Genomic DNA, 24,787 nt, shown 5'->3' on the forward strand with positions numbered 1-24,787 from the left:
GAGCAACGTTGCGCTCCGCATTACGCGCGCAACGTCGCTCACGAGGCGCGACGTGGACCCCCGGGGCGCGACGTGGACCCCCGGGGCGCGACGTGGACCCCCGGGGCGCGACGTGAACGGCCAGCGGCTAGACGGCTGCCTCGCCGCGCTCCCCGGTCCGGATCCGGACCGTCTCCTCGACCGGCGAGACCCACACCTTCCCGTCGCCGACGCTGCCGGTGCGGGCCGCGTCGCAGATCACCGTGACGACGGCCCAGGCCTCGTCGCCGGGGGTCAGGATCTCGAGCTTCACCTTGTCGGTGAAGTCGATGGTGACGGCGTCGCCGCGGTAGACCTCGGTGTGGCCGCGCTGGCGGGCGTAGCCGGAGACCTCGGTGAGGGTCATGCCGTTGATGCCGTGCTGGTGCAGGGCGATCTGCACCTGATCGACGGCGTCCGGTTGCAGGATGGCGGTCACGAGCTTCATGCCCTGGCCTCGCTCTTCTCGTCGGAGGGGAGGTCCTCGGCCGCGGCGGCCGGAACCACGATGGACCTGGAATAGGTGGAGTACTGCACCCGGCTGAAGTCGTAGCCGTTCTCGGCGTGCTCGCCCAGGTCGATGCCGTTGCGCTCGGTGGCGTCGTCGATCCGTAGGCCGAGGGTGGCGTCCACCGCCCGGGCGATCAGCCAGGTGACGGCGAAGCCGTAGACCAGCACCACCGCGGCGCCCAGTGCCTGGCGAGCCAGCTGGTCCGGCCCGCCGCCGTAGAACAGACCCGCGGCGCCACCGGCGAGCGAGCCCTTGGCGAACAGCCCGGCCGCGAGGGTGCCGATCAGGCCGCCCACCAGGTGCACGCCCACCACGTCGAGCGCGTCGTCGAAGCCGAAGCGGTACTTCAGCCCGATGGCCAGGGCGCAGCCCACGCCCGCCAGGACGCCGATGGCGATCGAGCCCAACGGGGTCACCACGGCGCAGGCCGGGGTGATGCCCACCAGGCCGGCCACGATCCCCGAGGCAGCGCCCAGGCTGGTGGCATGCCCGTCGCGCAGCCGTTCCGTGGCCAGCCAGGCCAGCATGGCCGCAGAGGCGGCGGCCAGCGTGTTCACCCAGACCATGCCGGCCAGCTCGCCGGCCGACAGCGCGGAGCCGGCATTGAAACCGAACCAGCCGAACCAGAGCAGCCCGGCGCCCAGCATGACCAGGGTGAGATTGTGCGGGCGCATCGGGATGGCGCGGAAGCCCACCCGTGGGCCCAGCGCCAAGGCCAGCGCGAGTGCCGCGATGCCGGCATTGATGTGGATCGCCGTGCCACCGGCGAAGTCGAAGGCCTTGATGTCATTGGCGATGAAGCCGCCTCGCTCGGCCGCGAAGCCGTCGAAGGCGAAGACCCAGTGAGCCGCCGGGAAGTAGCAGAGGGTGGCCCAGGCCACGCTGAAGGCCACCCAGGCGGAGAACTTCATCCGGTCGGCCACCGCGCCGCTGATCAGCGCGACGGCGATCACGGCGAAGGCGGCCTGGAAGCCGACGAAGGCGAACATCGGCACCTGGTGCCCCTCGGGGCCCACCGACGCGGCGAAGACCCCGCGCATGCCGGCGAACTGCCAGGGATTGCCGATGATGCCGTGCCAGGAATTGCCGAAGGCCACCGAGTAGCCGAAGCAGACCCACAGCACGCCGACGATCCCCATGCTCACCACGGACATCATCATCATGTTGAGCACGCCCTTGGAGCGCACCATCCCGCCGTAGAAGAAGGCCAGCGCCGGTGTCATCAGCAGCACCAGGGCGGCGCTGACGAGCAACCAGGCGGTGTCGCCCGCATTGATCTCGAGAACTGTCATGCGCCCAGATTCCTCGGCGCAGGTTTCGGCGACGGTTCGTCCGTGTTACAGCCGCATCACCGATCCAGGGCCAGTGTTTCGGTCGTGTTTCGTCCGTCGGCGGGGCCCGGTCGCCGCCCCGCTTCCTCGGCGATGCATGGCGAGAGCCCCGCGGGACGCAATACTTGTGCCCCTGACGGGCCCTGCGGGGGCAGGGCCGGAACGGGGAGGCCCATGTACTGCGCTGCCTGCGGTGGCCGGATCGAGACCGACGACGACCGCTGCGCCGGCTGCGGGGCGGACCTGCGCGCCCCAGGCGCGGTCCGTTTCACCTCCTCGGTGGACGATGACACCCGGCTGCACGACGTCTTCCCCGAGCACCAGCCCCCGGCAGAGTGGTTCGACGACCCGGTGGAGACCCGCACCACGCCCCGCAATGCGCCGCCGCGCGACCGGATGCGCCTGGTGGCCCTGCCCGATCCCGATGCGCTGGGCTCGCGGCGGGTGCTCACCGGCATCGTGCTGGCCGTCTGCCTGCTGCTCGCCGGCGGTGTGGTGCTGGCGATCCGATGGGCCCAGCACGTGATCGACGCGCCCTTCGCCGAGGCCCGCGTGGCTGCCTCGAGTGCCGCGGCCTCCGCCTCGGCCTCCCGTGCCGCCGCCTCCCGCACCGCGACGGCGCCAGCCACGCCCAAGGACCTGCCGCTGCCGCAGGCCTCCAGTGCCGAACCCAGCCAGGAGGAGACCGGCTACCGGGCCAGCTCGCTGCCCTCGGCCGCCAAGCAGTGCAGCCCCGTGGTGGGAGCCAATTCGAAGACCTCCTGCGGCTTCGCCAAGGCCGTCGCCGATGCCCTGCCCGACAAGCCCAAGGACAACTTCACGGTGAAGGCCACCAGCCCGGTCACCGGGCAGGCCTACACCCTCACCTGCGCCGCCGGTCAGATGGTGGTCTGCTCCGGCGGCCAGTCGGTGCAGGTCTACGTGCTCTACTGAGCGGCCCACGCCAGGCCGGTGGCCCGTCGTCTACGGGGCACCGCGGAGTGCGCCAGGTCAGTGACCGATGCGCCGCACCCCGGCCAGCCGGATCGACTCGTCGTCGGCCAGGTCGGCCCAGCTGCCGTCCAGCTCGAAGCGGGTGAAGGCGGCGGTGGGGAAGGAGCACTGCAGGTCGTCGGCCTGCTGCGGGGCGCTGGCCCAGGCCAGTTCCGCGGACAGCGAGGGGACGGCCGGCGCGTGCGCCACCACGAGCAGCACCTGCACCTCGTCGTCCACCTCGGTGATCCGCTGGGCCATGGTCTCGGTGCCGCAGTTGTAGAGGGCGTCCATGTACTCCACCGGGGCCTCCAGGCCCAGACAGTCGACGGTCTCCCGGGTGCGGGTGGCCGAGGAGCAGAGCACGTGCTGCACCCCCAGCTCGCGCAGCTCCGCCCCGACGGCGGTGGCCTCCTGGCGGCCCTCCGAGGTGAGGCGTCGGCCCTTGTCGCCGGACTCGGACCAGCCCTCGGCGCTGGCATGGCGCATCAGCAGCAGGGTGCGGCTCATGCGGTGGTCTCCTCGCTCGGGCGGGGCCGGACGGCCACCATCAGGTCTCGGTGGATCGAGGAGTCGACGCGGTGCGCGAAGCCCAGCCAGTCGGGGCCCTGCTGCGGCAACAGGCCGTTGGCCTGCATCAGCTCGGCCAGCTCCTCGCGGGGCAGGCCATGGGTGTTCCAGCTCAGGCCCAACGCGCCGCCGTCCTTGAGCTGGGAGGCCCAGACCGGCAGCGCCTCACCGATCAGTCCGGCGGGGGAGCGGTCGCGCTTGCCGGCATGGCCGCGCACGTCGCTGACCTGGTGGGCGCCGTGCACCACGCCGTAGGGGGCGTCGGTGACGATCGCGTCGAACTTCTTCTTGCCGTACAGGTAGCCGCTCTGCCGGGTGTCGCCGGTGAAGACGGTCATCTCCAGGTGCTCGGCGGTCAGCTTGGCGTCGAAGCGCTTGCCGATCGCCTTGCCCTCGCGACGCACCGGGGTGGTGTCGGCGGTGTGCTTGACGCGCTTGCGGCGCAGCCAGGTCTTCAGGTAGGCCGACATCTGCTCCACCGCCTTGGTGTCGCCCTCCACGCCGTAGCCGTTGTGGCCCAGCATCCAGGCCACCATCAGCGTCGTGCCGCGGCCCGCCAGCGGGTCCAGGACCGCCAGCGCACCAGTGGTGCGGGTGGTGACCTGCGAGAGGGTCACGTTGAGCAGCAGCTGGGTGAACTGCTCGTTGGTCTTGCCCGGGTACTTGGGGATGGTCACCAGGTCGTCGTCCAGGCGCAGGGTGCGGGGCAGTTCGACGGGGCGCAGCAGCTCGCCCTCGACGCCGAAGAGCGCCAGCGCGGCGGACTGGCGCGAGAGCGCGGCCAGCTGGTCGGGGCCCAGCTCGTCGGCCTCGAAGGCGAGGTAGTCCACCCCGGCGACGGTGGCAGGCTCCACGGCGGAGACGAAGGGCGCGGACAGCCGCAGCTCACCGGCGGCCAGCGTGGCGGCCTCGCCCGCATAGACTCGGTTGGCGGACGGGGCGAGCAGCATCAGATGTCGTGGCACCCGCCGATTCTCCCATGCCGAGCAGGAGCAGGATGAAACCAGTCGAGCCGGGCGACGAGCCGGTGGGTGGCGCCACCGCGCTGGCCGATCCCGAGGTGGACTCGCTGGCCGCCGCGCGCCCGCTGCACCTGCGGGCTCGCTACCTCTACGTGGTCTTCGTCGGTGGCGTGCTGGGAACCACCGCCCGCTGGTGCCTGGCGGAGTGGATGCCGGCCGTGGACGGCTGGCCGCTGGGCACCCTGGTGGCCAACCTGGTCGGTGCCTTCTGCCTGGGCCTGTTGCTGGAGGTGCTGTTGCGCACCGCCCCGGACCAGGGCTGGCCCCGGCTCGCCCGGCTGCACCTGGGCACCGGCTTCCTGGGCTCCTTCACGACGATGAGCGCGCTGGTCACCGAGACCACCCTGTTGGCCCAGGGCCACCATCCGGGCCAGGCCGCCGGCTACCTCGTGGGCAGCCTGCTCGGAGGCGTGGTGCTGGCCTGGCTGGGCGTGGTGCTCGGCGCCCGCCTGGCGGGAGAGGCGGCACGATGAACCTGGTGCTGATGGCCGTGCTCGGTGGCCTGGGGGCGGTCTGCCGCTTCATGCTCGACGCCGCGGTGCGTCGTCGCCTGCCCGGCGCCTTCCCGGCGGGAACCCTGCTGGTGAACCTGCTGGGCTCCTTCCTGCTGGGCCTGCTCACGGGTGCCGTGCTGCGCTCCGGCCTGGACCCCGACGTGCGCCTGGTGCTCGGCACCGGCTTCTGCGGCGGCTTCACCACCTTCTCCACCGCCAGCCTGGAGGTGGTGCGCCTGGTGCGTGCCGGTCGGGCCTGGCTGGCGCTGGGCTACCTGCTGGGGGGCGCGGCTCTCTGTCTTTCCTGCGCAGCGCTCGGGCTGGCCCTGGCCGGCTGACCTCCGGGCTGGGGTAGCCGTCGAGCCTGGCACTGGTCGCGCCTGTGTCCGTGCGCTGTATGTCCGTGCATGATGTCCGGCCGTGGGGCCAGGGTTGGCTCCCCATCTCGGCTGGGGGCCGATCACCGCGGCTCGCTGCTGATCGCCCCGTCCGGTGCGACATGCGCGGGCCGAGGCTCGTGCGCGTCGCATGTCAGTCGCGCGCTGAACCCGGCGAGGTCGCACTTCCAGCCCACGGGTGCACTGCGACCCCGCTCCATGCGCTCCGGCCCCGCTGCCTGCGCTCCGGCCCCGCTGCCTGCGCTCCGGCCCCGCTGCCTGCGCTCCGGCCCCGCTCCGTGCGCGCCGACCCCGCTCCATGCGCTCCGACCCCGCTCCCTGCGCGCCGACCCCGCTCCATGCGCTCCGACCCGGCTGTTGAGGGGTCGAGGCGTCGGGGACGGGGTCGACGCGCTGCCCACGGCTGCTGCCGCAGGGGTGATCGGGTGCGTGCTGCCGTGATGTGCGCTCTGCGGCTCATCGATCGGTTCGACGGGGCTGGGGGACAGCGATCAGCGCGAGCAGCACTGGCGGATGAGGCGGGCCAGGGCCGTGGGTTCGCCGGACCTGGTGATCGCGTCGCAGCAGATGACGTCGCGGCTGGTGGGTGCTGATCGCGGCCGTCGCGCGCAGCTCACGGCTGCTGCAGCAGGGGTGATCCGACGTGTGCGGCCGTGATGTGCGGGCTGGGGGCACGCGGAGCACGGGATGCGCCGGGTGGCGTCACCCGGTGACGCGCCCCCGAGCGCCCACTCCCAGGACGAACTTCCCGGCATCCAGTCATGCGGGCGGCGAGGGTGCCGGCCAGCAGGCCGCCGCCCCTGCGGCGCGGCCCAGAGAACGCGAAAGGGCCCGTCCCCAGCGGGGACGGACCCTTGTCACGGTTCAGCAGCACCGCTCACCGGTGCCGACCCGCGTCCTTGCGGGCGTGCGCTCTGTGATCTGCGTCAGTGGGAGACGAAGACGGTGTGGTGCTCGTACGCGGTGCCCTTGGCGCGCTCGATGGAGTCCTTGACCTCCTGCTCGGCATTCGCACGGCCGGTCCAGGTGGCGCCCTCCACGCTCTTGCCGGGCTCCAGGTCCTTGTAGACCGTGAAGAAGTGCTCGATCTCGAGCAGCATGTACTCCGGCACGTCGGTGATGTCCTGCTGGTGGTCACGACGACGGTCGGCGGTGGGGATGCACAGCACCTTGTCGTCGCCGCCCATCTCGTCGGTCATGCGGAACATGGCGATCGCACGGCACTCGATCAGGCAGCCGGGGAAGGTGGCCTCGTTGCCGATCACCATGGCGTCCAGGGGGTCGCCGTCCTGGCCCAGGGTGCCCTCGATGAAGCCGTAGTCGTAGGGGTACTGGGTGGAGGTGAACAGGGTCCGGTCCAGGCGGATGCGGCCGGTGTTGTGGTCCATCTCGTACTTGTTCTTGGTGCCCTTGGGGATCTCGATCGTCACGTCGAAGGTGACGCCGGACGGCAGGGCGGTGAGGTTGGGCTTCACGAAATCTTCTGTCACGGTGAGCTCTCTCTATGCTTGGGGCACCTGAACACGGCTGACACTACCGTCAAACAGGGGAGGACCGTGAGCCGAGCTAGCAGACAGCGGGACCGACGTGGTGCCGCGAGCGGCATCGCGGGGGCCCTGCTCCTCGTCGTGGTGGTGGCCGCGCTGGTCATCGGGGCGGCCGTCTGGCACCGTCCGCTGCTGCTGGCCAGCGGCTTGTGGACCGACGGCGGTCAGCCAACCGTCAGCCCCACCTTCTTCGACGCCCCCTCTGCAAGCCCCGAACCGGCCGGCAGCGGCGTGATCGGCCAGGCGCCGGCCGCCGCGCAGGGCAAGGCCCCCACCCCGGCCGGGCTCACCAAGGCCATCGCCGCCGTCCCCGCCAAGGGCCTGGGCACCACCTCCGGAGTCGTGGTCGACGTCGCCAGCGGCAGGGTGCTCTGGCAACGCAACCAGAACACCCCGCTGGTGCCCGCCAGCACCATGAAGCTGCTCACCAGCGTCGCCGCGCTCAACCTGCTGGGCCCCGACACCACCTTCACCACCCGGGTGGTGGCCACCGCCCCCGGCAAGCTGGTGCTGGTGGGTGGGGGAGACCCCTACCTGGCCTCGGTCCGCTCCAAGGACTACCCGAACGCCCCTTCCAGCGCGGAGCTGGCCCAGCGCACCGCCGCCGCCCTCAAGCAGCAGGGCACCAGGACGGTCAGCCTCGGCTACGACGAGAGCCTGTTCACCGGACCGGCCTGGCACCCCAGCTGGCCCGACGGCTACCACGACCAGGTCACCACCGTCAGCGCGCTGTGGATCGACCAGGGCCGGCCCGCCAAGGGCCAGCCGGCCAGCCGGACCCCGGCCCTGAGCGCTGCCCAGCTCTTCGCCAAGCAGCTCAAGGCCAACGGGATCACCGTCGCCGGGAGCCAGACCGCCGTGCGTCCGGGGGCCGAGGCCACGGAGGTGGCGGCCATCGACTCGCTACCGGTGCGCACCCTGGTGCAGGAGACGCTGGTGCACTCGGACAACTCCGCCGCGGAGGTCCTGCTGCGCCAGGCCGGGCTCAAGGCCGGCGCGGGCGGCAGCTTCGCCGGCGGCACCAAGGCGGTGCAGCAGCAGCTGGCCACGCTCAAGGCCTGGACCCCGCAGACCCGGCTGGTCGACGGCTCCGGACTGAGCCGCGCCAACCACGTGCCCGCCGTCGCGCTCGCCGTCGCACTGCGCGCCGCCGCGACGCAGGACCGGCTCGCTGCGGCCGTCGAGGGCCTGCCCTCGGCCGGCGTCACCGGCACCCTGCACAGCCGCTTCTACACCGACCAGGCGCGCCCGGGCCGCGGCTGGGTCAATGCGAAGACCGGGACGCTCACCAAGGTGGCCACCCTGGCCGGGCAGACGCGCACCCGGAGCGGAGAGGACGTAGTCTTCGCTCTCATGGCCAACAACCAGACCGAGGAATGGGGTGCGCGGACCTGGCTCGACCAGGTGGCGGCCACCATTGCCTCCTGCGGGTGCTGAGATGGCACGCCGCATGCTCACCCCTGCCCAGCTCCAGCTGGTGCAGGTGGTCCGTCCCCACGTGAACGCGCCGCTGGTGCGGATCGGCTGCTCCGGGGGTGCCGACTCGTTGGCCCTGGTGGCAGCCGCAGCCGCCTGCCGCGGCGAGGCCACCACCCTGGAGGCCGTCGTCGTGGACCACGGCCTGCAGGAGAACTCCGCCGAGGCCGCCCGCTCCACCGCCGCCGTCGTCGAGAACCTCGGCGTGCACGCCCGGCTGGTGCGCGTCGACGTGGTCGACGACGGTCACGGGCTGGAGGCGGCCGCCCGGGAGGCGCGGCTGGCCGCGCTGGCCGGTGACCGCAAGGCGCCGGTGCTGCTGGGCCACACCCTCGACGACCAGGCCGAGACCGTGCTGCTCGGCCTGGGTCGCGGCAGTGGACCGGCCTCGCTGCAGGCGATGGCCGAGCGACGCGATGTCTTCGTCCGCCCGCTGCTCGGGGTCCGTCGCGCGGTCACCCGCCAGGCCTGCAAGGACTGGGGCCTGCCGGTCTGGGAGGACCCGATGAACTCCGACCTGCGCTTCCGCCGGGTGCGGGTGCGCAACCAGCTGGTGCCGATCATGGAGGACGTGCTGGGTGGCGGCGTGGTGGAGGCCCTGGGCCGCACCGCCTCGATGCTGCGCGCCGACAACCACCTGATCGACGAGCTCGCCCGTCAGCAGGCCACCGAGGACTGCTCGGAGCTGGCCCGGCTGCACCCGGCGCTGCGCTCCCGGGTGCTGCGCAGCTGGCTGCTGCGCCAGGGCGTGCCGGAGCCCAGCCATGGCCACGTGCAGGCCGTCGAGCAGCTGGTCACCGACTGGCACGGCCAGAGCGGGCTCGACCTGCCCGGTGGCGTGCGGGTGCAGCGTGAGGACGGCCGGCTGGTCGCAGCGCAGACCCCGGCTGGGTAGGGTGATGGCGTGGATGCTGCCGATGTGACCCAGGACCTGACCCATGTGCTCTTCACCGCCGACGAGGTGGCCGGACGCATCGCCGAGATGGCCGGCCAGATCGACGCCGACTACGAGGGTCGCGAGGTGCTGCTGATCGGCGTGCTGAACGGTGCCGTGATGGTGATGAGCGACCTGTCGCGCGCCATGAAGAGCCACCTCACCATGGACTGGATGGCCATCTCCTCCTACGGTTCGGGCACCAAGAGCTCCGGTGTGGTGCGCATCCTCAAGGACCTCACCACCGACATCTCGGGCAAGCACGTGCTGATCGTCGAGGACATCGTCGACACCGGCCTGACGCTGAGCTACCTGGTGCAGAACCTGCGCAGCCGCGGACCGGAGACCATCGAGGTGGCCGCCATGTTCCGCAAGCCGGAGGCGATGACCGCACCGGTGGACGTGAAGTACGTCGGCTTCGACATCCCCAACGAGTTCGTCGTCGGCTACGGCCTGGACTACGCGGGTCGCTACCGCAACCTGCGCGACGTGGGCACCCTGGCGCCGCACGTCTACGGCGGCTGACCGGCTGGGGTCGTCCCCGGTCCGGGGCGACGGGCGGCCGGGGCGGGCTTGGAGCGCGCTGGTAGGGTCGGGATGCTCCATCGTCCGTGGCCGTGCGCTCGCGCGCAGCCCCCGTCATTGTCAGGTCGTCGATGAACAGATTCTCCAAGGCCACGCGCAATCCACTGCTCTGGGTGGTGCTCGCGATCCTGTTCGTGCTCGGGATCACCCAGCTGGTCAGCAACATGCAGGCGGCCGAGAAGGTGCCCACCAGCCAGGCGGTGAGCGTGCTGCAGGGCACCGATCCGCTCTCCGAGGTCGTCATCAACGACGTGGAGCAGACGGTCACCATCACCACCAAGGACCCGGAGAAGCGTCTGGTCTCCACCTATGTGGGCAACCAGGACGAGCAGCTGCGCGAGCTCCTGCAGAACCGGATGCAGGCCAAGACCCTGGACACGTGGGAGTCCAAGCACCCCACCAGCGGCTTCTGGAGCTCCATGCTCTACACGATGCTGCCGCTGCTGCTCCTGCTGGGCCTGATGTTCTTCATGATCAACATGGCCCAGGGCGGTGGCGGTGCCCGCGGCGTGATGGGCTTCGGCAAGTCCAAGGCCAAGGTGGCCAGCAAGGACACCCCGAAGACCACCTTCGCCGACGTGGCCGGCTGCGCCGAGGCCATCGAGGAGCTGCAGGAGATCAAGGAATTCCTGGCCGAGCCCAGCAAGTTCCTGCGGGTGGGCGCCAAGATCCCCAAGGGCGTGCTGCTCTACGGTCCTCCCGGCACCGGCAAGACCCTGCTGGCCCGCGCCGTCGCGGGTGAGGCGGGCGTGCCCTTCTTCTCCATCTCCGGCTCCGACTTCGTCGAGATGTTCGTGGGCGTGGGCGCCAGCCGCGTGCGCGACCTGTTCGAGCAGGCCAAGGAGGCCAGCCCGGCCATCATCTTCATCGACGAGATCGACGCCGTCGGCCGCCACCGAGGCGCCGGCATGGGCGGCGGGCACGACGAGCGTGAGCAGACCCTGAACCAGCTGCTGGTGGAGATGGACGGCTTCGACGCCACCTCCAACGTGATCCTGATCGCCGCCACCAACCGTCCCGACGTGCTGGACCCGGCGCTGCTGCGCCCCGGCCGTTTCGACCGCCAGATCGCCGTCGAGGCCCCCGACCTGAAGGGCCGCGCCCAGATCCTGCGGGTGCACGCCCAGGGCAAGCCGATGGCCGCCGACGTGGACCTGGACTCCATCGCCCGTCGCACCCCCGGCTTCACCGGTGCGGACCTGGCCAATGTCCTCAACGAGGCCGCCCTGCTCACCGCCCGGCTCAACCTGCCCGTGATCGGCAATGCCGAGCTGGGCGAGGCGATCGACCGCGTCATCGCCGGCCCGCAGAAGTCGAGCCGCCTGATGGACGACCACGAGCTGCTGGTCACCGCCTACCACGAGGGCGGCCACGCCCTGGTGGCGGCCGCCATGCCCAACAACGACCCGGTGCAGAAGATCACGATCCTGCCCCGCGGCCGGGCTCTCGGCTACACCATGGTGATGCCCGACGAGGACAAGTACTCCTCCACCCGCGGCGAGCTGCTGGACCAGATGGCCTACATGATGGGCGGCCGCGCGGCCGAGGAGATGGTCTTCCACGACCCCACCACCGGCGCCAGCAATGACATCGAGAAGGCCACCAAGGTGGCTCGCGCCATGGTCACCCAGTACGGCATGAGCGAGCGTCTGGGCGCCATCCAGCTGGGCGGCGGGGACTCCGAGCCCTTCGTCGGGATGGGTGGCGCGCAGCCCAGCCGCGGCTACTCCGACATCACCGCCGCCGTCGTGGACGAGGAGGTCAGCCGCCTGCTGGCCGCCGCCCACCAGGAGGCCTTCGACGTGCTCAAGGAGAACCGCGACGTGCTCGACGAGCTGGTCCGCCAGCTGCTGGAGCACGAGACCCTGGACAAGGCGCAGGTGGCCAGGATCTTCGAGCCGCTGCGACGCTTCCCCGAGCGGGGCGCCTGGACCGGCTCGGAAACCCGCGTGCCCTCCGACATCCCGCCGATCCCGATGCCGCCCCGCCCGAAGAAGGAGGTCGAGGCCCCGGCCGCCGACCCCTCCTCCGAGGTGCCCGGCACCGGAGCCCCGCTGCCGCCCGGCAACACCGGCCCGGTGGAGCCGCCGAATGGTTCGGGCTGGACCGCCCCGGGCGACTGGGCCCCGCCCACCCCGCACAACCCGGCCCCGCCGGCCGCGGATCCGTGGAGCGGTGGTGCCCACCCGGCGCCGCAGCCGCCCGGCCGTGACCCCTGGAGCGCCCAGCCGGAGCAGTGGCCGAGCACGCCGCCCACCCCGGGCCCGGGCACCACGCCCGGCCTGCCCGGTCAGCAGCCCACCCCGCCGCAGGGCTGGGGAGCCCCCGGCACCGGTCCGCTGGACGGCCCCACCAACCCGGAGCCGCCGGCCACCCCGGAGAACCCCTGGGGACGTCCGCCGCAGCAGTGAGCCACCCTCGACGGCCCGACCACACGGTCGGGTCGTCGTCGTGTCCCCGGCCGTCTCGGCCCGCGGCGCCACCTAGCATGGAGCGGGTGAACACTGACCCGATGGCCGAGCAGCAGCGGCTGGAGAAGATCGGCTTCGACCACGCGCGCATCGTGGCGGCCGTCCGCGAGATCCTGATCGGTATCGGCGAGGACCCGGACCGCGAGGGTCTGCGCGAGACCCCGGAGCGGGTGGCGCGCAGCTATGCCGAGATCTTCAGCGGCATGGGTTCCGACGTGGAGGAGCTGCTGGGCACCACCTTCGACATCTCCCACGACGAGCTGGTGCTGGTGCGCGACATCGAGCTGTGGAGCATGTGCGAGCACCACCTGGTGCCCTTCACCGGCGTCGCCCACGTGGGCTACATCCCCGCCAAGAGCGGCCGGGTCACCGGGCTGAGCAAGATCGCCCGGCTGGTGGACGCGGTGGCCAAGCGCCCGCAGGTGCAGGAGCGGATCACCACGCAGGTGGCCGACGCGCTGGTGGAGCACCTGGGGGCCCGCGGCGTGATCGTGGTGATCGAGGCCGAGCACCTGTGCATGACCATGCGCGGCGTGAAGAAGCCCGGTGCCAAGACCGTCACCTCCGCGGTGCGCGGCGTGCTGCGCGATCCCGCCACCCGCGCCGAAGCGATGAGCCTGATCACGGCGGGCTGATGAGCCCCGTGCCCTCGCAGCCCGGCCGCACCCTGGTGATGGGCGTGGTCAATGTCACCCCCGACTCCTTCTCTGACGGAGGCCTGTGGGAGACCCCCGAGGCGGCCGTCGCGCACGGGCTGGAGCTGCGGGAACAGGGGGCCGACCTGCTCGACGTGGGGGGAGAGTCCACCCGGCCCGGTGCGGTGCGCCCCAGCCCTGCCGAGGAGCTGGCCCGCGTCGTCCCGGTGGTGGAGGCGCTCGCCGCCCATGGCGCCGTGGTCAGCGTGGACACCATGCGCGCCGAGGTCGCCCGGGCCAGCGCCCGGGCCGGGGCCGCCATCATCAATGACGTCTCCGGCGGGCTGGCCGACGAGGACATGATCGCCACCGTCGCCGGGCTCGACGTGGACTACGTCTGCATGCACTGGCGCGGCTACCTGGGTACCGGTGACACCAATGCCGCCTACACCGACGTGGTGGGCGAGGTGCTGGCCGAGCTGGGCCAGCGGCTCGAGGCCTGTCTGGCCGGCGGCATCGCCCCGGAACGCCTGGTGAGCGACTGCGGGATCGGCTTCAGCAAGACCGCCGAGCAGAACTGGGAGCTGCTGCGCCACCTGGACCGCTTCCAGGCCCTGGGCCACCGCCAGCTCGTGGGGGTGAGCCGCAAGCGCTTCCTGGGTGAACTGCTCGACGGGCGCGAGCCGGCCGGGCGCGACGCCGCCACCGCCGCGATCACCGCCTGGTGCGCCCAGCAGGGGATCTGGGCCGTGCGCACCCACGAGGTGCGCGACAACGTCGACGCGACGCTGGCCATGGCACGACTCGTCGGTCCTGCCGCCGGCTGAGGTCCGGACCCGGCCTGCGCGGCACGGGCAGGTGGCTGGCACCCGGGGGAGGTTGAGGCCCGTGGCCAGGGCTCCGGTACTGTCGGGAAGGCCGGGTACCGCCCGGACCACTGCCGAGGAACGGAGACCGGGTGAACGAGCTGGACTGGATCAGCGTGAGCGGGCTGTCCGCCACCGGCTTCCACGGGGTCTACCCCGAGGAGCGGCGCGAGGGACAGCAGTTCGTCGTCGACCTCCAGCTGGGCCTGCCCATCGAGACCGACACCGATGCGTTGGCCGACACCGTGGACTACTCGGTGATCGCCCGCGACGTGGTGGCCATCATCACCGGGGAACCGGTGGACCTGATTGAGACGCTCGCCGGGCGGATCGCCCGACGCTGTCTGGACGAGCCGCTGGTGCAGCGCGCCAGGGTGACCGTCCACAAGCCCCAGGCCCCCCTGGGACTTCCCTTCACCGACCTGTCGGTGAGCATCACGAGGAGCAAGTGACATGACCAACCCCCTTGTCCCGGACGTGGACACCCTGGGCGACCTGAAGCCCATCGCCAAGGTCGTCTTCAGCCTGGGATCCAACCAGGGCAACAGCGTCGACCTGCTGCAGAGCGCCGTGAACGCGCTCGCGGACACCCCCGACCTGATCCCCGTGGACCTCTCGTCGGTCTACGTGACCCAGCCGGTGGGAGAGGTGCCCGACCAGCCCGACTTCCTGAACCTGGTGATGGTGGCCGAGACCACCATCGAGCCGCGGATCCTGCTCGAGCGCGTCCACGCCATCGAGGCCGGCCTGGGGCGCACCCGCGACATCCCCGGCGGACCGCGCACCATGGACATCGACCTGGTGGTGGTGGGGCGTCGGCAGCTGCAGACCGAGACCCTCACCCTGCCGCATCCCCGCGCCCACGAGCGCGCCTTCGTGCTGGTCCCGTGGCAGGAGATCGACCCGGGCGCCGAGCTCCCGGGCATCGGCTCGATCGATGACCTGGTCGCCTCGGTGGACGCCTCCGGCGTGCGTCGCAGCGACGAGACGGTCGAGCTGCCGTGAGCCAGCCGGCCACCCCGGGCGGTGGGCGGCTCGGGCTGACCACCCGCCGACAGGTGGTCGTCGCCGCGCTGCTGGGCGCCGTCGTGGGCTACTTCGTGATCGGCACCCTGCGCGCCCGCGACATCTCGGTACCCCCCTCGCCGTGGAGCCTGATGGTCACCCTGGTGCTGCTGGCTGCCGCCGCGCTGATGATCGCGCCGGTGCTGCGGCGTCGGATCCTCACCGAACGCTCCCTGGTGAGCCCGGAGACCGGCCTGCTGGCCCTGGTGAGCGGCAAGTCGCTGCTGATGATGGGCGCTGCGCTGGCCGGCGGTCACGTGGTCTACGTCCTGGCGACGCTCGACAGCCTGCACGTGCCGATCTCCCGGGAGAGGGCCATCCGCGGCGCTGTCGTGCTGGCGCTGAGCCTTGGGGTAGGGTGGGCGGGCAGCCGCCTGGAGAAGGCCTGCGTGGTCCCCGGAGACGATCACGAGAATGACGACGAACCCAAGCAGGATTGAGAATGCGCATGGCTGACGAGAAGCCCACCACCGATCGCACCGTCGCCGACGAGAACCCCTCCCGGTTCCGCTCGCCCGCCTTCATGGTGCTGGTGGCCGGCACGGTCGTCGCCCTCGCGTGCGCCTTCGGCCCGACGTGGATGGTGCGCGCAGGCCTGGCCGTCGCCCTGCTCACCGCCTTCGCCTCGCTGGCGCTGACCTGGCGCGAGATGGACCGCATGGTGGCCCGCCACATGGAGGAGCTGGCCGCCGCCCGCGCCCTGACCAAGCAGGCCCGCGACGAGGCGCGCTCCGCCGCCCGCTCGCACCACGCCGAGTCGATGGCCATGATCGCCCGCTTCAACAAGCGCCAGGCCGCCTACCGCGAGCAGATCGCCGCCGCCCAGGCCGAGATGGAGCAGCTGCGCACCAACCTGGCCGGGGTCAGCCTGGACGCCGAGGCCAAGCAGACCCGCATCTCCGCGCTGAACAACACCATCCGCCAGCTGGAGAACGAACTGGCCGGCCTGGAGCGCGGCGACGACGTGCTGAACCTGCCGCGTCGCGGCACCACGCGCCGCGTCGATCTCACCGGCCTGCCGCTGGTCTACCCGACCGATCAGGTGCGCCAGGCCTGAGGCCTTCCCGGACCCACCAGACCGCCGCTTCCCCGAGGGGGGAGCGGCGGTGCTGCGTCCGGCTACTGGGGGGAGCGGCGGTGCTGCGTCCGGCTACTTGTCCAGGTCCCCGTTGGTCCAGCCCAGGGAGGCGAGCACCACGTCGACCTGCTGCAACGGGGTGCCCACCAGCACCTGCTCCAGCGCCTGGACATTCGCGAAGGAGGGCGTGCGCAGCTTCAGCCGCCAGGGTGTGGTTCCTGCCCGCGAGACCAGATGGAATCCGGCCATTCCCCATGGCGCCTCGATGGCCAGATAGGCCTCCGATTCAGGGATCTTGATGATCTTCGACAACTTCGTGTCCACCGGGCCGTCCAGGGCGGCCAGCTCCTCGGTGCAGCGACGCACCAGCCGGCTCGAAATATCCACCTGACGGCACAGTTCACGGAATCTGGCGGCGGCGTCACCGGGGGAATGGGGGTCGAATCCGGCTGACAATTGTTCCGCCATCCGGTCGTAGCACAGGTAGGGATTGCGCAGCCGGAGATCTCGCTGCAGACCGCTGGCGGCCGCCACCGGGCCGGAGAGACCGAAATCGTCCACCAGGGCGGCGTCCACGATGCCCAGCCCGCGGCCCAGGCCGCTGGAGGCCAGGACTTCCACCAGGCGTCCGGCCAGGTCGGCCGCTTGGTCCATCCACTCGGCGACCTGCTCCAGCCGCCCGGCCGGGACGTCCAGCGCCAGCCCTCCCAGCCGGTTCAGCATCGGGTGCACCCGGTTGCCGCTGATGGCCAGCACCAGCTCGCGGCCGGTGGAGCGCAGGGCGCGCAGGTCGGCGGCCAGCTCCTCCTCGCCGGTGAGGAAACAGACGGCGGACAGGTGCGCCAGGTGGCTGGTGGTGCGGGCCTGCTCGGCCAGCACGGTGCGCAGCCAGGTGGCGCGCTGCGGCGGCACCAGGCCCATCAGGTGCTCACAGACCAGGGCCGCGCCCAGCTCGCCGCTGAACGGGGAGTGCCAGTCGTGTCGGTCGGCCAGCATCAGCACCTGGCGGTAGTCGCGCAGCTCGAACAGCTTCTCCGCGCTGCGGTGGTTGAAGCCGGGCTGGATCCGGGCGGCGCGCACCACGTCGTCGCCGTCGGTGGTGACCTCGACGAGCAGCAGGCCGGTGCGCGAGGGGTGCTCGGGCCCGAGGTCTGCGTGCAGGGCGTCGGGATCGGCCAGACCGACGGCGGGACTTCCCAGGGTGATCAGATTGGTGGGCACCGTTCGATCCTAGCGAAGCAACAACAATGCGCCATTGTCCAGGGCTGCCACGGCAATTGTGGGCATTCTCGTATTTGTGAATGGAGCGCGAGGCGCTAGCATCATTTCCAGAACTGAACCGATTGAAAGGAATTCCTGATGGCCCAGCGTGTGCACATCGTTCTCGAGGACGACATCGATGGTTCGGAGGCCGCGGAAACGGTTTCCTTTTCGCTCGACGGCATCTCCTACGAGATCGACCTGAGCCAGGACAATGCGGCGAAGCTGCGTGACGACCTGGCCCAGTGGGTGGGGCACGCGCGTCGCGTCGGTGGCCGCAAGAGCGCCGGCAAGAAGCCCAAGGGCAGCGCCGCCAATGACATCCGCGCCTGGGCCCTGGCCCAGGGCATGCAGGTCAGCGCCCGCGGCCGCGTCTCCGCCGAGGTCCGCGAGGCCTACGAGAAGGCCAACGGCTGATCGTCGATCAGTGCGCACGAGGGGTCGGGCTGCTGCCCGGCCCCTCGTCGTCTGTCGGCTTTCGTCCGGCAGCGAACAGATGGCCCCGGCCGGGAACATCTGGCCGTCATGGCGAGTTACTAGACTTGACGCATTCGCACCGTCGACCGGAGGGACCGGAGACGACGAGGCGCAACCCGGGTCCTGAGGGCCCGTAGTGAGGAGTCCCATGTTTGAGCGGTTTACCGACCGGGCGCGGCGCGTCATCGTGCTCGCCCAGGACGAAGCCAAGATGCTGAACCACAACTACATCGGCACCGAGCACATCCTGCTCGGCCTGATCCACGAGGGCGAGGGCGTCGCCGCCAAGGCCCTGGAGCAGATGGGCATTTCTCTGGAGGCCGTGCGTTCCGAGGTCGAGGAGATCATCGGTCACGGCCAGACGGTGCCCACCGGCCACATCCCCTTCACCCCGCGCGCCAAGAAGGTGCTGGAGCTCAGCCTGCGCGAGGCGCTGCAGATGAACCACTCCTACATCGGCACCGAGCACATCCTGCTCGGCCTGGTCCGTGAGGGCGAGGGCGTCGCCGCCCAGGTGCTGATCAAGCTCGGCGCCGACCTGAACCGGGTGCGCAACACTGTCCTGCAGCTGCTCAGCGGCTACCAGGGCAAGGAGGCCGCCACCTCGGGTGCGCCCGACGTGGGCCCGGCGCCCAGCTCGGCCACCGTGCTGGACCAGTTCGGCCGCAACCTGACCCAGGCTGCCCGTGAGGGCAAGCTGGACCCGGTGATCGGCCGCGAGAAGGAGATCGAGCGGGTGATGGTGGTGCTGAGCCGCCGCACCAAGAACAACCCGGTCCTGATCGGCGAGCCCGGCGTCGGCAAGAGCGCCTGCGTCGAGGGACTGGCCCAGGCGATCGTGCGCGGCGACGTGCCCGAGACCCTGCGCGACAAGCAGATCTACACCCTGGACCTGGGCGCCCTGGTGGCCGGCTCGCGCTACCGCGGTGACTTCGAGGAGCGCCTGAAGAAGGTGCTCAAGGAGATCAAGACCCGCGGCGACATCATGCTCTTCATCGACGAGATCCACACCCTGGTGGGTGCGGGTGCCGCCGAGGGTGCGATCGACGCCGCCAGCATCCTGAAGCCGATGCTGGCCCGCGGCGAGCTGCAGACCATCGGTGCCACCACGCTCGACGAGTACCGCAAGCACATCGAGAAGGATGCCGCCCTGGAGCGTCGCTTCCAGCCCATCCAGGTTGCCGAGCCCAGCCCCGCGCTGACCATCGACATCCTCAAGGGCCTGCGCGACCGCTACGAGGCGCACCACCGGATCACCATCACCGACGCCGCCCTGGCCGCGGCGGCCAACCTGGCCGACCGCTACATCCAGGACCGCTTCCTGCCCGACAAGGCGATCGACCTGATCGACGAGGCCGGTGCCCGGATGCGGATCCAGCGGATGACCGCGCCGCCGGACCTGCGCGAGTTCGACGAGAAGATCGCCGCCGTTCGCCTGGAGAAGGAGGCCGCCATCGACGGCCAGGACTTCGAGCGGGCCGCCTCGCTGCGCGACGACGAGAAGAAGCTGCTCGCCTCCCGTGCGGAGCGCGAGGAGGCCTGGAAGGCCGGCGACAGCGACAGCCCCGCCGAGGTGGGCGAGGAGGAGATCGCGGAGGTGCTCTCGGGCGCCACCGGCATCCCCGTCTTCAAGCTCACCGAGGAGGAGTCGGCCCGCCTGCTCCACATGGAGGAGGAGCTGGGCAAGCGCTACATCGGCCAGCACGACGCGGTCAAGGCGCTCTCGCGCTCCATCCGTCGTACCCGCGCCGGCCTGAAGGACCCGAAGCGCCCCAGCGGCTCGTTCATCTTCGCCGGCCCCTCGGGCGTCGGCAAGACCGAGCTGACCAAGGCGCTGACCGAGTTCCTGTTCGGTGACGAGGACGCCCTGATCACCCTCGACATGAGCGAGTACTCGGAGAAGCACACCGCCTCGCGGATGTTCGGCTCCCCGCCCGGCTACGTTGGGTACGAGGAGGGCGGCCAGCTCACCGAGAAGGTGCGCCGCAAGCCGTTCAGCGTGATCCTCTTCGACGAGATCGAGAAGGCCCACCCGGACATCTTCAACTCGCTGCTGCAGATCCTGGACGAGGGTCGTCTGACCGACGCCCAGGGCCGCGTGGTCGACTTCAAGAACACCGTCATCGTGATGACCACGAACCTCGGTTCGCGCGACATCTCCAAGTCGGTGAGCCTGGGCTTCAACCGCCAGGGTGACGAGGCGTCCAGCTACGAGAAGATGAAGGCGAAGGTCTCCGACGAGCTGAAGCAGCACTTCCGTCCGGAGTTCCTGAACCGCGTCGACGAGGTCGTCGTCTTCCACCAGCTCAACCAGGCCGACATCGAGAAGATCGTCGACCTGATGGTGGCCCAGGTGGAGGGACGCCTGAAGGACCGCGACATGGGCATCGAGCTGACCCCAGCCGCCAAGAGCCTGATCGCCAAGCGTGGCTTCGATCCGCTGCTGGGTGCGCGACCGCTGCGTCGTGCCCTGCAGCGTGACATCGAGGACGTGCTGGCTGAGAAGATGCTCTTCGGTGAGCTGAAGGCCGGCGAGATCGTCCTGGTGGACGTCGACCCGGAGGGTTCGGAGAACCCGTTCACCTTCCAGGGAGTGACCAAGTCCGAGCTGCCCGACACGCCCCCGGCCGAGTTCACGGCCGAGAGCCATGAGGGTGGCCAGGAGCAGGCCTGATCCAGACACCACGGGGCGGGCATCCGAGAGGATGCCCGCCCCGTTGTCATGTCCGGGCGGTCCGGGAGCCACCTGGCCTTTGGGCGCTTGCCCCGTGTGTCCACGTTGGCATTCGGTGGTCCGCCCCGGCATAAATTAGGTCAATTGTCCAACCCTGAAGTCCGTCCCCTCGATCGCGGATTCGGGCCGAAATCGACGATTTCCTGGATCGGCGTCGTGGTTTTCAGGGTTGGCCGTCCGCAGCGCGAGGATCGCCCTCTGGTCAGCCGCGGATCGCCCGGGTAGGTCGGTGGACCGCCAGCGGCAGTGTCGGGTCAATTGTCCAACCCTGAAATCCGTCCCCTCGATCGTGGATTCGGGCCGAAATCGTCGAATTCCGCGATCGACGGCGCGACTTTCAGGGTTCGGGCGCCGCCACCAGCCGCCGTGAGGCGGGAGGCCTGACGATGGGCGGCCCGCAGCAGCCGCAGCAGCGCCTCCTCGTCGTCGAGCATCTGCCAGGTGATCGGCAGGTAGACCCAGCCCGCCGCCACCAGGTCGGCGATCCGCCGATTGTCGCCCAGGAAGCTCTGCCGGTTGCCGTGGAAGGTCCACGACATCGCCTCCAGCACCAGGGGCACGTCGTCGAAGGCCACGTCGGGGAAGACCAGTCGCCCGTCCAGGCTGATGGCGCGGTTGGCGCTCCAGCGTGTGAAGCCGTGGCCTCGCAGGAAGGAGTGCAGCCGTCGCTCCAGCTGCGACCACGGGTTGCTGCGGCTCGCCTCCACCACCGCCCGACGCCGGGCGTGCCCGCGTCCGGCCGGCATGTCGGCCAGCGCTGCCTGCAACTGTTCGAGCGAGACCGCACCCCGACGCAGCGCCTCGTCGATCGCCTGGCCCTCGTCCTGTGCTGCCAGCCAGACAGCGGTCCAGGCCGGATGGGTGAGCGGCACGCCGTGCTCGAGCACCCAGTGCTCCGGTGGCCGGGTGCGGTGCGCCAGCAGCCAGCCTGCCGCTCGTGGCGTGCCGGCGGTGTGCGCCTCCAGCATGGTGACGGGGGCCTGCGGCCAGTAGCTCAACCGTGCCGCGGCCAGGCCGGCGAGCACGGCATCGGGTCGCCAGGCGTGCAACGCCTTCACCCGCGTCTCAAAGTCCTGCCCGGCACCGGCCGGCACCAGGATCCCGGGCAGGGGACTGCTGAGCTCGCCCCGGCGGTGCAGCCAGTCAAGCGAACCAGCCAGATCGGGATGCTCGGCGCGGCGCACCACGCCGTGCTCGGCCACCAGTGTGCGAACGGCGGTGGAATTCCTCATGCTCTTGACTCTTGATGCGGGGCGCCTGGATTTCTCACCTGGTTCGCAAAGCTGTGGACAGCCACGACCTGTGGACAACAGGTGGTTCCCGCCAACGAGCGGGGAACTCTGGACGGCTCCCGCGCCGGGCTCATAGGTTGTCTGCCAAGGCCACGTCCACGGCGGACGGGCCACCCCACTGCAAGGAGCACCAATGCGCAAGGTCTGGGCCTCGGCCCTGAGCCTCGCCCTGGGAGCCAGCGTCCTGTCCGCCTCGGCGGCCGGCGCAGCGCCCCGGAGCGACCGCGATCTCGACATCACCCTGTTGGCCACCACCGACGTGCACGGCAACGTCCAGAACTGGGACTACTTCAAGAACCAGCCCTACCAGGACAAGTACGGCAACCAGATCGGCCTGGCCCAGGCGGCCACCGCCATCCAGAGCGTGCGCGACCAGCAGGGCGCCGACAGCGTCGTCGTGGTGGACAACGGCGATGCGCTGCAGGGCACGCCGCTGACCTACTTCTACGCCAAGCAGGAGCCGGTCACCGAGTCCGGCAAGGACCACCCGATGGCGGTGGCCTACAACAGCATCGGCTACGACGCGAACAACATCGGCAACCACGAGTTCAACTACGGCCTGCCGCTGCTGGACGCCTACCGCAGCGACCTGGACTCCCCGCTGCTGGCCGCCAATGTCGTCGACGCGAAGACCGGCACGCCGCGCTACACCCCCTACACCGTCGTCACCCGCAAGGTGAAGGGCAACAAGCCCGTCAAGGTGGGCATCCTCGGGCTCACCACGCCCGGTTCGATGGTCTGGGACAAGGCCAACCTGGAGGGCCAGGTGCGCATCGAGGACATGGTCAGATCGGCGAAGAAGTGGGTGCCGAAGGTGCGCGCCGCCGGCGCCGACGTGGTCGTCGTGCTGAGCCATTCCGGCCAGGGCGGGCTGTCCTCCTACGACCCGGCCGCCACCGGTCTGGGCGTGGAGAACGTCTCCGACCAGATCGCCCGCGAGGTGCCCGGCATCGACGCCCTGGTGATGGGCCACTCGCACCAGGAGGTGGCGCAGCAATACATCACCAACGAGGTCACCGGCCAGCAGGTGCTGATGACCCAGCCCAAGAACTGGGCCCAGTCGGTCTCCGACGTCACCTTCACCCTGTCCAAGGTGAAGGGCAAGTGGCAGGTCAAGCAGGCCTCGGCCAAGCTGCTGCAGAGCAAGGACTACGCGCCCGACGCCAAGGTGCTGGCCGCCCTCAAGCCCTACCACGACGCCGCGGTGGGCTATGTCAACCAGGTGATCGCCACCAGCACCCAGGAGCTGTCGGCCGCGGAGTCACGCTACAAGGACACCGCGATCCTGGACTACATCCAGATGGTGCAGACCCAGGCGGTCAAGCAGGCCCTGGCCGGCGGCCAGTATGCCGACCTGCCGGTGCTGAGCATCGCGGCGCCGTTCAGCCGTACCGCGGTCTTCCCGCAGGGCGACGTCACGGTGCGCGACATGGCCGGGCTCTACATCTACGACAACACCCTGGAGGCCGTCGTGATGAGCGGCGCCCAGGTGAAGGACTACCTGGAGTTCTCGGCCAAGTACTTCGCGCAGGTGCCGGCCGGCACCAGCTTCGACCCGGAGACCATGACCCAGGTGCAGTACAACGGCCAGACCGTCTGGGACTACAACTACGACGTGATGTCCGGCGTGGACTACACCATCGACCTCTCGCAGCCGGTGGGGCAGCGGATCACGGACCTGACCCTCAACGGGGCCCCGGTGGATCCCGCGCAGCAGTTCGTGGTGGCGGTCAACAACTACCGACGCAGCGGTGGCGGCAACTACCCGCACATCTCCACCGCCCCGGTGGTGCACCAGCAGCAGCAGGAGATCCGACAGCTGCTGATCGACTGGGCGCAGACCAACAAGGTGATCGACCCCAAGGACTTCTACGTCCCGAAGTGGCACCTGGAGGTGGCCGGGCAGCCGATCGGCTGAGCTCGACCACACCGACGGCGAGGGCGGCATCCTGCGGGGTGCCGCCCTCGCGCCGTTCCATCACGGTGACCGGGGACCGCGGTGGGCTCCGAGTCGGTGCCTCCGGTGTGCCTCAGCGACGGGCCAGGCGGGCGGTGATGCGCCGCAGCTGCGCCTGCAGCCAGTCGACGTCGAGCTGGTCGCCGCGGGCGGCGTGGCGGGTGCCGGCCAGCACCAGGCGCAGCAGGTCGTAGAGGTCGACGCGGGCCTGCTCCTGCTCGGTGAGCGGACCGCGGTTCCAGCCGGCCAGCAGGGCGGTGCGGTCGTCGGGGTGCAGCAGTCCGGAGAAGCCGGCCTCCATCAGCTCGTCGCCCCAGAAGCCGTGCGAGTGGCCCACCAGGCCGGCCAGCCGGCCGTCGTGCACCAGCGCCTCGTCCGGCCACAGCGTCCAGCCGCAGTAGTGCGGCTCGGTGACCTCGTCGAGGGCATCGGAGCTGGTCAGCAGCAGGTGGTGCACTGTGTCGGGGTCCAGGCCGAGCGGCGCGGCATGGCGTTGGGCGTCCGCCAGGGCGTCCTCGGTGATGCCGCTGAAGGCATCGCGCCAGGAGTCCAGCCCGGGCTGCAGGAAGCGGCCGAAACCCTCGCCGGTGATCTGGGCCAGCTCCCGGTTGGCGCGCCCCACCTGGCGCAGCAGCTGGTCGCGCTGGGCCTCGGGGGCCTCGTCGAGCTCGACGCCCTCGATCCAGGACATGCAGAACCACTCCGCCCCCACCAGCTCGTGGCTGTCGTCGTGGAAGTGCATCACCGGAACCGGGACGTCGGTGTGCTCGGCGATCATGGGCAGCGCCTCCACCTCGGCGGTGATCAGGTCTGCCTCGTCGGTGAGCAGCGGCACCTCGGGCGGGGGAGGGATCTTGATGACCACCTGCTGGCCGTTGGAGAGCGTCGCCAGGTGCACGTCGTGCAGCTCGGAGGGCAGCTCGACGCTGAACTCGTCGGCGGTGGGGGCCCAGACCGAACCGTAGGCACGACGCAGCATCCGGCGCAGTGTGGCGCGGTCCGGGGAGGTGTTCTCGGGCTGCTGCATGGGGCCCCTGTCGACGGGTGGAAGGTGCCCAGCCTAGCCCTGCACCTCACAGCGGGCTCTTGGGCTG

General features: G+C 70.7%; 24 protein-coding genes. 16 read left to right on the forward strand and 8 right to left on the reverse strand.

The window, feature by feature from the left end; all coding sequences use genetic code 11:
• Nucleotides 1-127: 127 nt before the first annotated feature.
• Together ABD073_RS06100 and ABD073_RS06105 are read right to left on the reverse strand one after the other, a co-directional pair.
• On the reverse strand, nt 128-466 hold the full coding sequence (locus ABD073_RS06100) for a P-II family nitrogen regulator (RefSeq protein WP_343873044.1): 339 nt from the start codon (nt 464-466) through the stop codon (nt 128-130).
• A complete protein-coding gene (locus ABD073_RS06105) occupies nt 463-1,821 on the reverse strand; it encodes an ammonium transporter (RefSeq protein WP_343873045.1) in 1,359 nt (452 codons plus the stop codon). The genes ABD073_RS06100 and ABD073_RS06105 overlap by 4 nt, the downstream gene beginning before the upstream one ends.
• A gap of 213 nt (nt 1,822-2,034) precedes the next feature.
• On the opposite strand from ABD073_RS06105, the gene ABD073_RS06110 reads away from it, so the two are divergent.
• Entirely contained in the window at nt 2,035-2,793 is a 759-nt protein-coding gene (locus ABD073_RS06110; RefSeq protein WP_343873047.1) for a hypothetical protein, read from the forward strand.
• Between the two features lie 57 nt (nt 2,794-2,850).
• On the opposite strand, the gene ABD073_RS06115 is transcribed toward ABD073_RS06110, so the two are convergent.
• Together ABD073_RS06115 and ABD073_RS06120 are read right to left on the reverse strand one after the other, a co-directional pair.
• Nucleotides 2,851-3,342 (reverse strand): SixA phosphatase family protein, encoded by a 492-nt coding sequence (locus ABD073_RS06115; protein WP_343873049.1) that lies wholly within the window; start codon nt 3,340-3,342, stop codon nt 2,851-2,853.
• Nucleotides 3,339-4,367, reverse strand: coding sequence for a TRM11 family SAM-dependent methyltransferase (locus tag ABD073_RS06120; RefSeq protein WP_343873051.1), 1,029 nt, complete (start codon nt 4,365-4,367; stop codon nt 3,339-3,341). The genes ABD073_RS06115 and ABD073_RS06120 overlap by 4 nt, the downstream gene beginning before the upstream one ends.
• Nucleotides 4,368-4,399: 32 nt before the next feature.
• On the opposite strand from ABD073_RS06120, the gene ABD073_RS06125 reads away from it, so the two are divergent.
• The gene (locus ABD073_RS06125; RefSeq protein WP_343873052.1) at nt 4,400-4,897 is read left to right on the forward strand and encodes a fluoride efflux transporter FluC; all 498 of its coding nucleotides are present in this window, start codon (nt 4,400-4,402) and stop codon (nt 4,895-4,897) included.
• Nucleotides 4,894-5,256: a fluoride efflux transporter CrcB gene (crcB, locus tag ABD073_RS06130; protein WP_343873053.1), complete on the forward strand. Its 363-nt coding sequence runs from the start codon at nt 4,894-4,896 to the stop codon at nt 5,254-5,256. Before ABD073_RS06125 ends, crcB begins: the two co-directional genes overlap by 4 nt.
• A 986-nt stretch (nt 5,257-6,242) precedes the next feature.
• On the opposite strand, the gene ABD073_RS06135 is transcribed toward crcB, so the two are convergent.
• Nucleotides 6,243-6,806 (reverse strand): inorganic diphosphatase, encoded by a 564-nt coding sequence (locus tag ABD073_RS06135; RefSeq protein WP_343873054.1) that lies wholly within the window; start codon nt 6,804-6,806, stop codon nt 6,243-6,245.
• Between the two features lie 66 nt (nt 6,807-6,872).
• On the opposite strand from ABD073_RS06135, the gene dacB reads away from it, so the two are divergent.
• From dacB to ABD073_RS06185, 10 genes are all read left to right on the forward strand, one after another.
• Nucleotides 6,873-8,300, forward strand: a complete 1,428-nt coding sequence (gene dacB / locus ABD073_RS06140; RefSeq protein WP_343873056.1) for a D-alanyl-D-alanine carboxypeptidase/D-alanyl-D-alanine endopeptidase — start codon at nt 6,873-6,875, stop codon at nt 8,298-8,300.
• Between the two features lies 1 nt (nt 8,301).
• The gene (tilS, locus tag ABD073_RS06145; RefSeq protein ID WP_343873057.1) at nt 8,302-9,234 is read left to right on the forward strand and encodes a tRNA lysidine(34) synthetase TilS; all 933 of its coding nucleotides are present in this window, start codon (nt 8,302-8,304) and stop codon (nt 9,232-9,234) included.
• A gap of 9 nt (nt 9,235-9,243) precedes the next feature.
• Nucleotides 9,244-9,798, forward strand: a complete 555-nt coding sequence (hpt, locus tag ABD073_RS06150; RefSeq protein ID WP_343873058.1) for a hypoxanthine phosphoribosyltransferase — start codon at nt 9,244-9,246, stop codon at nt 9,796-9,798.
• Between the two features lie 131 nt (nt 9,799-9,929).
• On the forward strand, nt 9,930-12,269 hold the full coding sequence (gene ftsH / locus ABD073_RS06155) for an ATP-dependent zinc metalloprotease FtsH (RefSeq protein WP_343873059.1): 2,340 nt from the start codon (nt 9,930-9,932) through the stop codon (nt 12,267-12,269).
• Between the two features lie 101 nt (nt 12,270-12,370).
• Entirely contained in the window at nt 12,371-12,964 is a 594-nt protein-coding gene (folE, locus tag ABD073_RS06160; protein ID WP_343873153.1) for a GTP cyclohydrolase I FolE, read from the forward strand.
• Complete coding sequence (gene folP / locus ABD073_RS06165; RefSeq protein WP_343873060.1) at nt 12,964-13,791, forward strand: dihydropteroate synthase; 828 nt, start codon at nt 12,964-12,966, stop codon at nt 13,789-13,791. Before folE ends, folP begins: the two co-directional genes overlap by 1 nt.
• Nucleotides 13,792-13,922: 131 nt before the next feature.
• Entirely contained in the window at nt 13,923-14,282 is a 360-nt protein-coding gene (gene folB, locus ABD073_RS06170; protein ID WP_343873061.1) for a dihydroneopterin aldolase, read from the forward strand.
• Between the two features lies 1 nt (nt 14,283).
• Entirely contained in the window at nt 14,284-14,835 is a 552-nt protein-coding gene (folK, locus tag ABD073_RS06175) for a 2-amino-4-hydroxy-6-hydroxymethyldihydropteridine diphosphokinase (RefSeq protein WP_343873063.1), read from the forward strand.
• Nucleotides 14,832-15,335: a DUF3180 domain-containing protein gene (locus tag ABD073_RS06180; RefSeq protein ID WP_343873064.1), complete on the forward strand. Its 504-nt coding sequence runs from the start codon at nt 14,832-14,834 to the stop codon at nt 15,333-15,335. The genes folK and ABD073_RS06180 overlap by 4 nt, the downstream gene beginning before the upstream one ends.
• 8 nt (nt 15,336-15,343) lie before the next feature.
• Nucleotides 15,344-15,952, forward strand: coding sequence for a hypothetical protein (locus ABD073_RS06185; RefSeq protein WP_343873065.1), 609 nt, complete (start codon nt 15,344-15,346; stop codon nt 15,950-15,952).
• A 93-nt stretch (nt 15,953-16,045) separates the two neighbouring features.
• Here the strand turns inward: ABD073_RS06185 and ABD073_RS06190 are convergent, their stop codons facing one another.
• Nucleotides 16,046-17,194, reverse strand: a complete 1,149-nt coding sequence (locus ABD073_RS06190; protein WP_343873067.1) for an NADH-quinone oxidoreductase subunit D-related protein — start codon at nt 17,192-17,194, stop codon at nt 16,046-16,048.
• Between the two features lie 138 nt (nt 17,195-17,332).
• Between ABD073_RS06190 and ABD073_RS06195 the strand changes: the two genes are divergently transcribed.
• Both ABD073_RS06195 and ABD073_RS06200 read left to right on the forward strand, forming a co-directional pair.
• Nucleotides 17,333-17,650 carry a histone-like nucleoid-structuring protein Lsr2 gene (locus tag ABD073_RS06195; RefSeq protein WP_343873069.1) on the forward strand — a complete coding sequence of 106 codons (318 nt, stop codon included), beginning with the start codon at nt 17,333-17,335 and terminating at the stop codon, nt 17,648-17,650.
• A 208-nt stretch (nt 17,651-17,858) separates the two neighbouring features.
• Nucleotides 17,859-20,384, forward strand: a complete 2,526-nt coding sequence (locus tag ABD073_RS06200) for an ATP-dependent Clp protease ATP-binding subunit (protein WP_343873070.1) — start codon at nt 17,859-17,861, stop codon at nt 20,382-20,384.
• Between the two features lie 314 nt (nt 20,385-20,698).
• On the opposite strand, the gene ABD073_RS06205 is transcribed toward ABD073_RS06200, so the two are convergent.
• Nucleotides 20,699-21,676, reverse strand: coding sequence for a hypothetical protein (locus ABD073_RS06205; protein WP_343873071.1), 978 nt, complete (start codon nt 21,674-21,676; stop codon nt 20,699-20,701).
• Nucleotides 21,677-21,869: 193 nt separating this feature from the next.
• Here ABD073_RS06205 and ABD073_RS06210 point away from each other — a divergent pair, with 193 nt between their 5' ends.
• Nucleotides 21,870-23,654: a bifunctional metallophosphatase/5'-nucleotidase gene (locus tag ABD073_RS06210; protein WP_343873073.1), complete on the forward strand. Its 1,785-nt coding sequence runs from the start codon at nt 21,870-21,872 to the stop codon at nt 23,652-23,654.
• Between the two features lie 112 nt (nt 23,655-23,766).
• Here ABD073_RS06210 and ABD073_RS06215 read toward each other — a convergent pair whose 3' ends face one another.
• Entirely contained in the window at nt 23,767-24,720 is a 954-nt protein-coding gene (locus ABD073_RS06215; RefSeq protein WP_343873075.1) for a phosphotransferase family protein, read from the reverse strand.
• Nucleotides 24,721-24,787: the final 67 nt, after the last annotated feature.

The sequence above is a fragment of the Luteococcus peritonei genome, assembly GCF_039526385.1.
Taxonomy (GTDB): Bacteria; Actinomycetota; Actinomycetes; order Propionibacteriales; family Propionibacteriaceae; genus Luteococcus; species Luteococcus peritonei.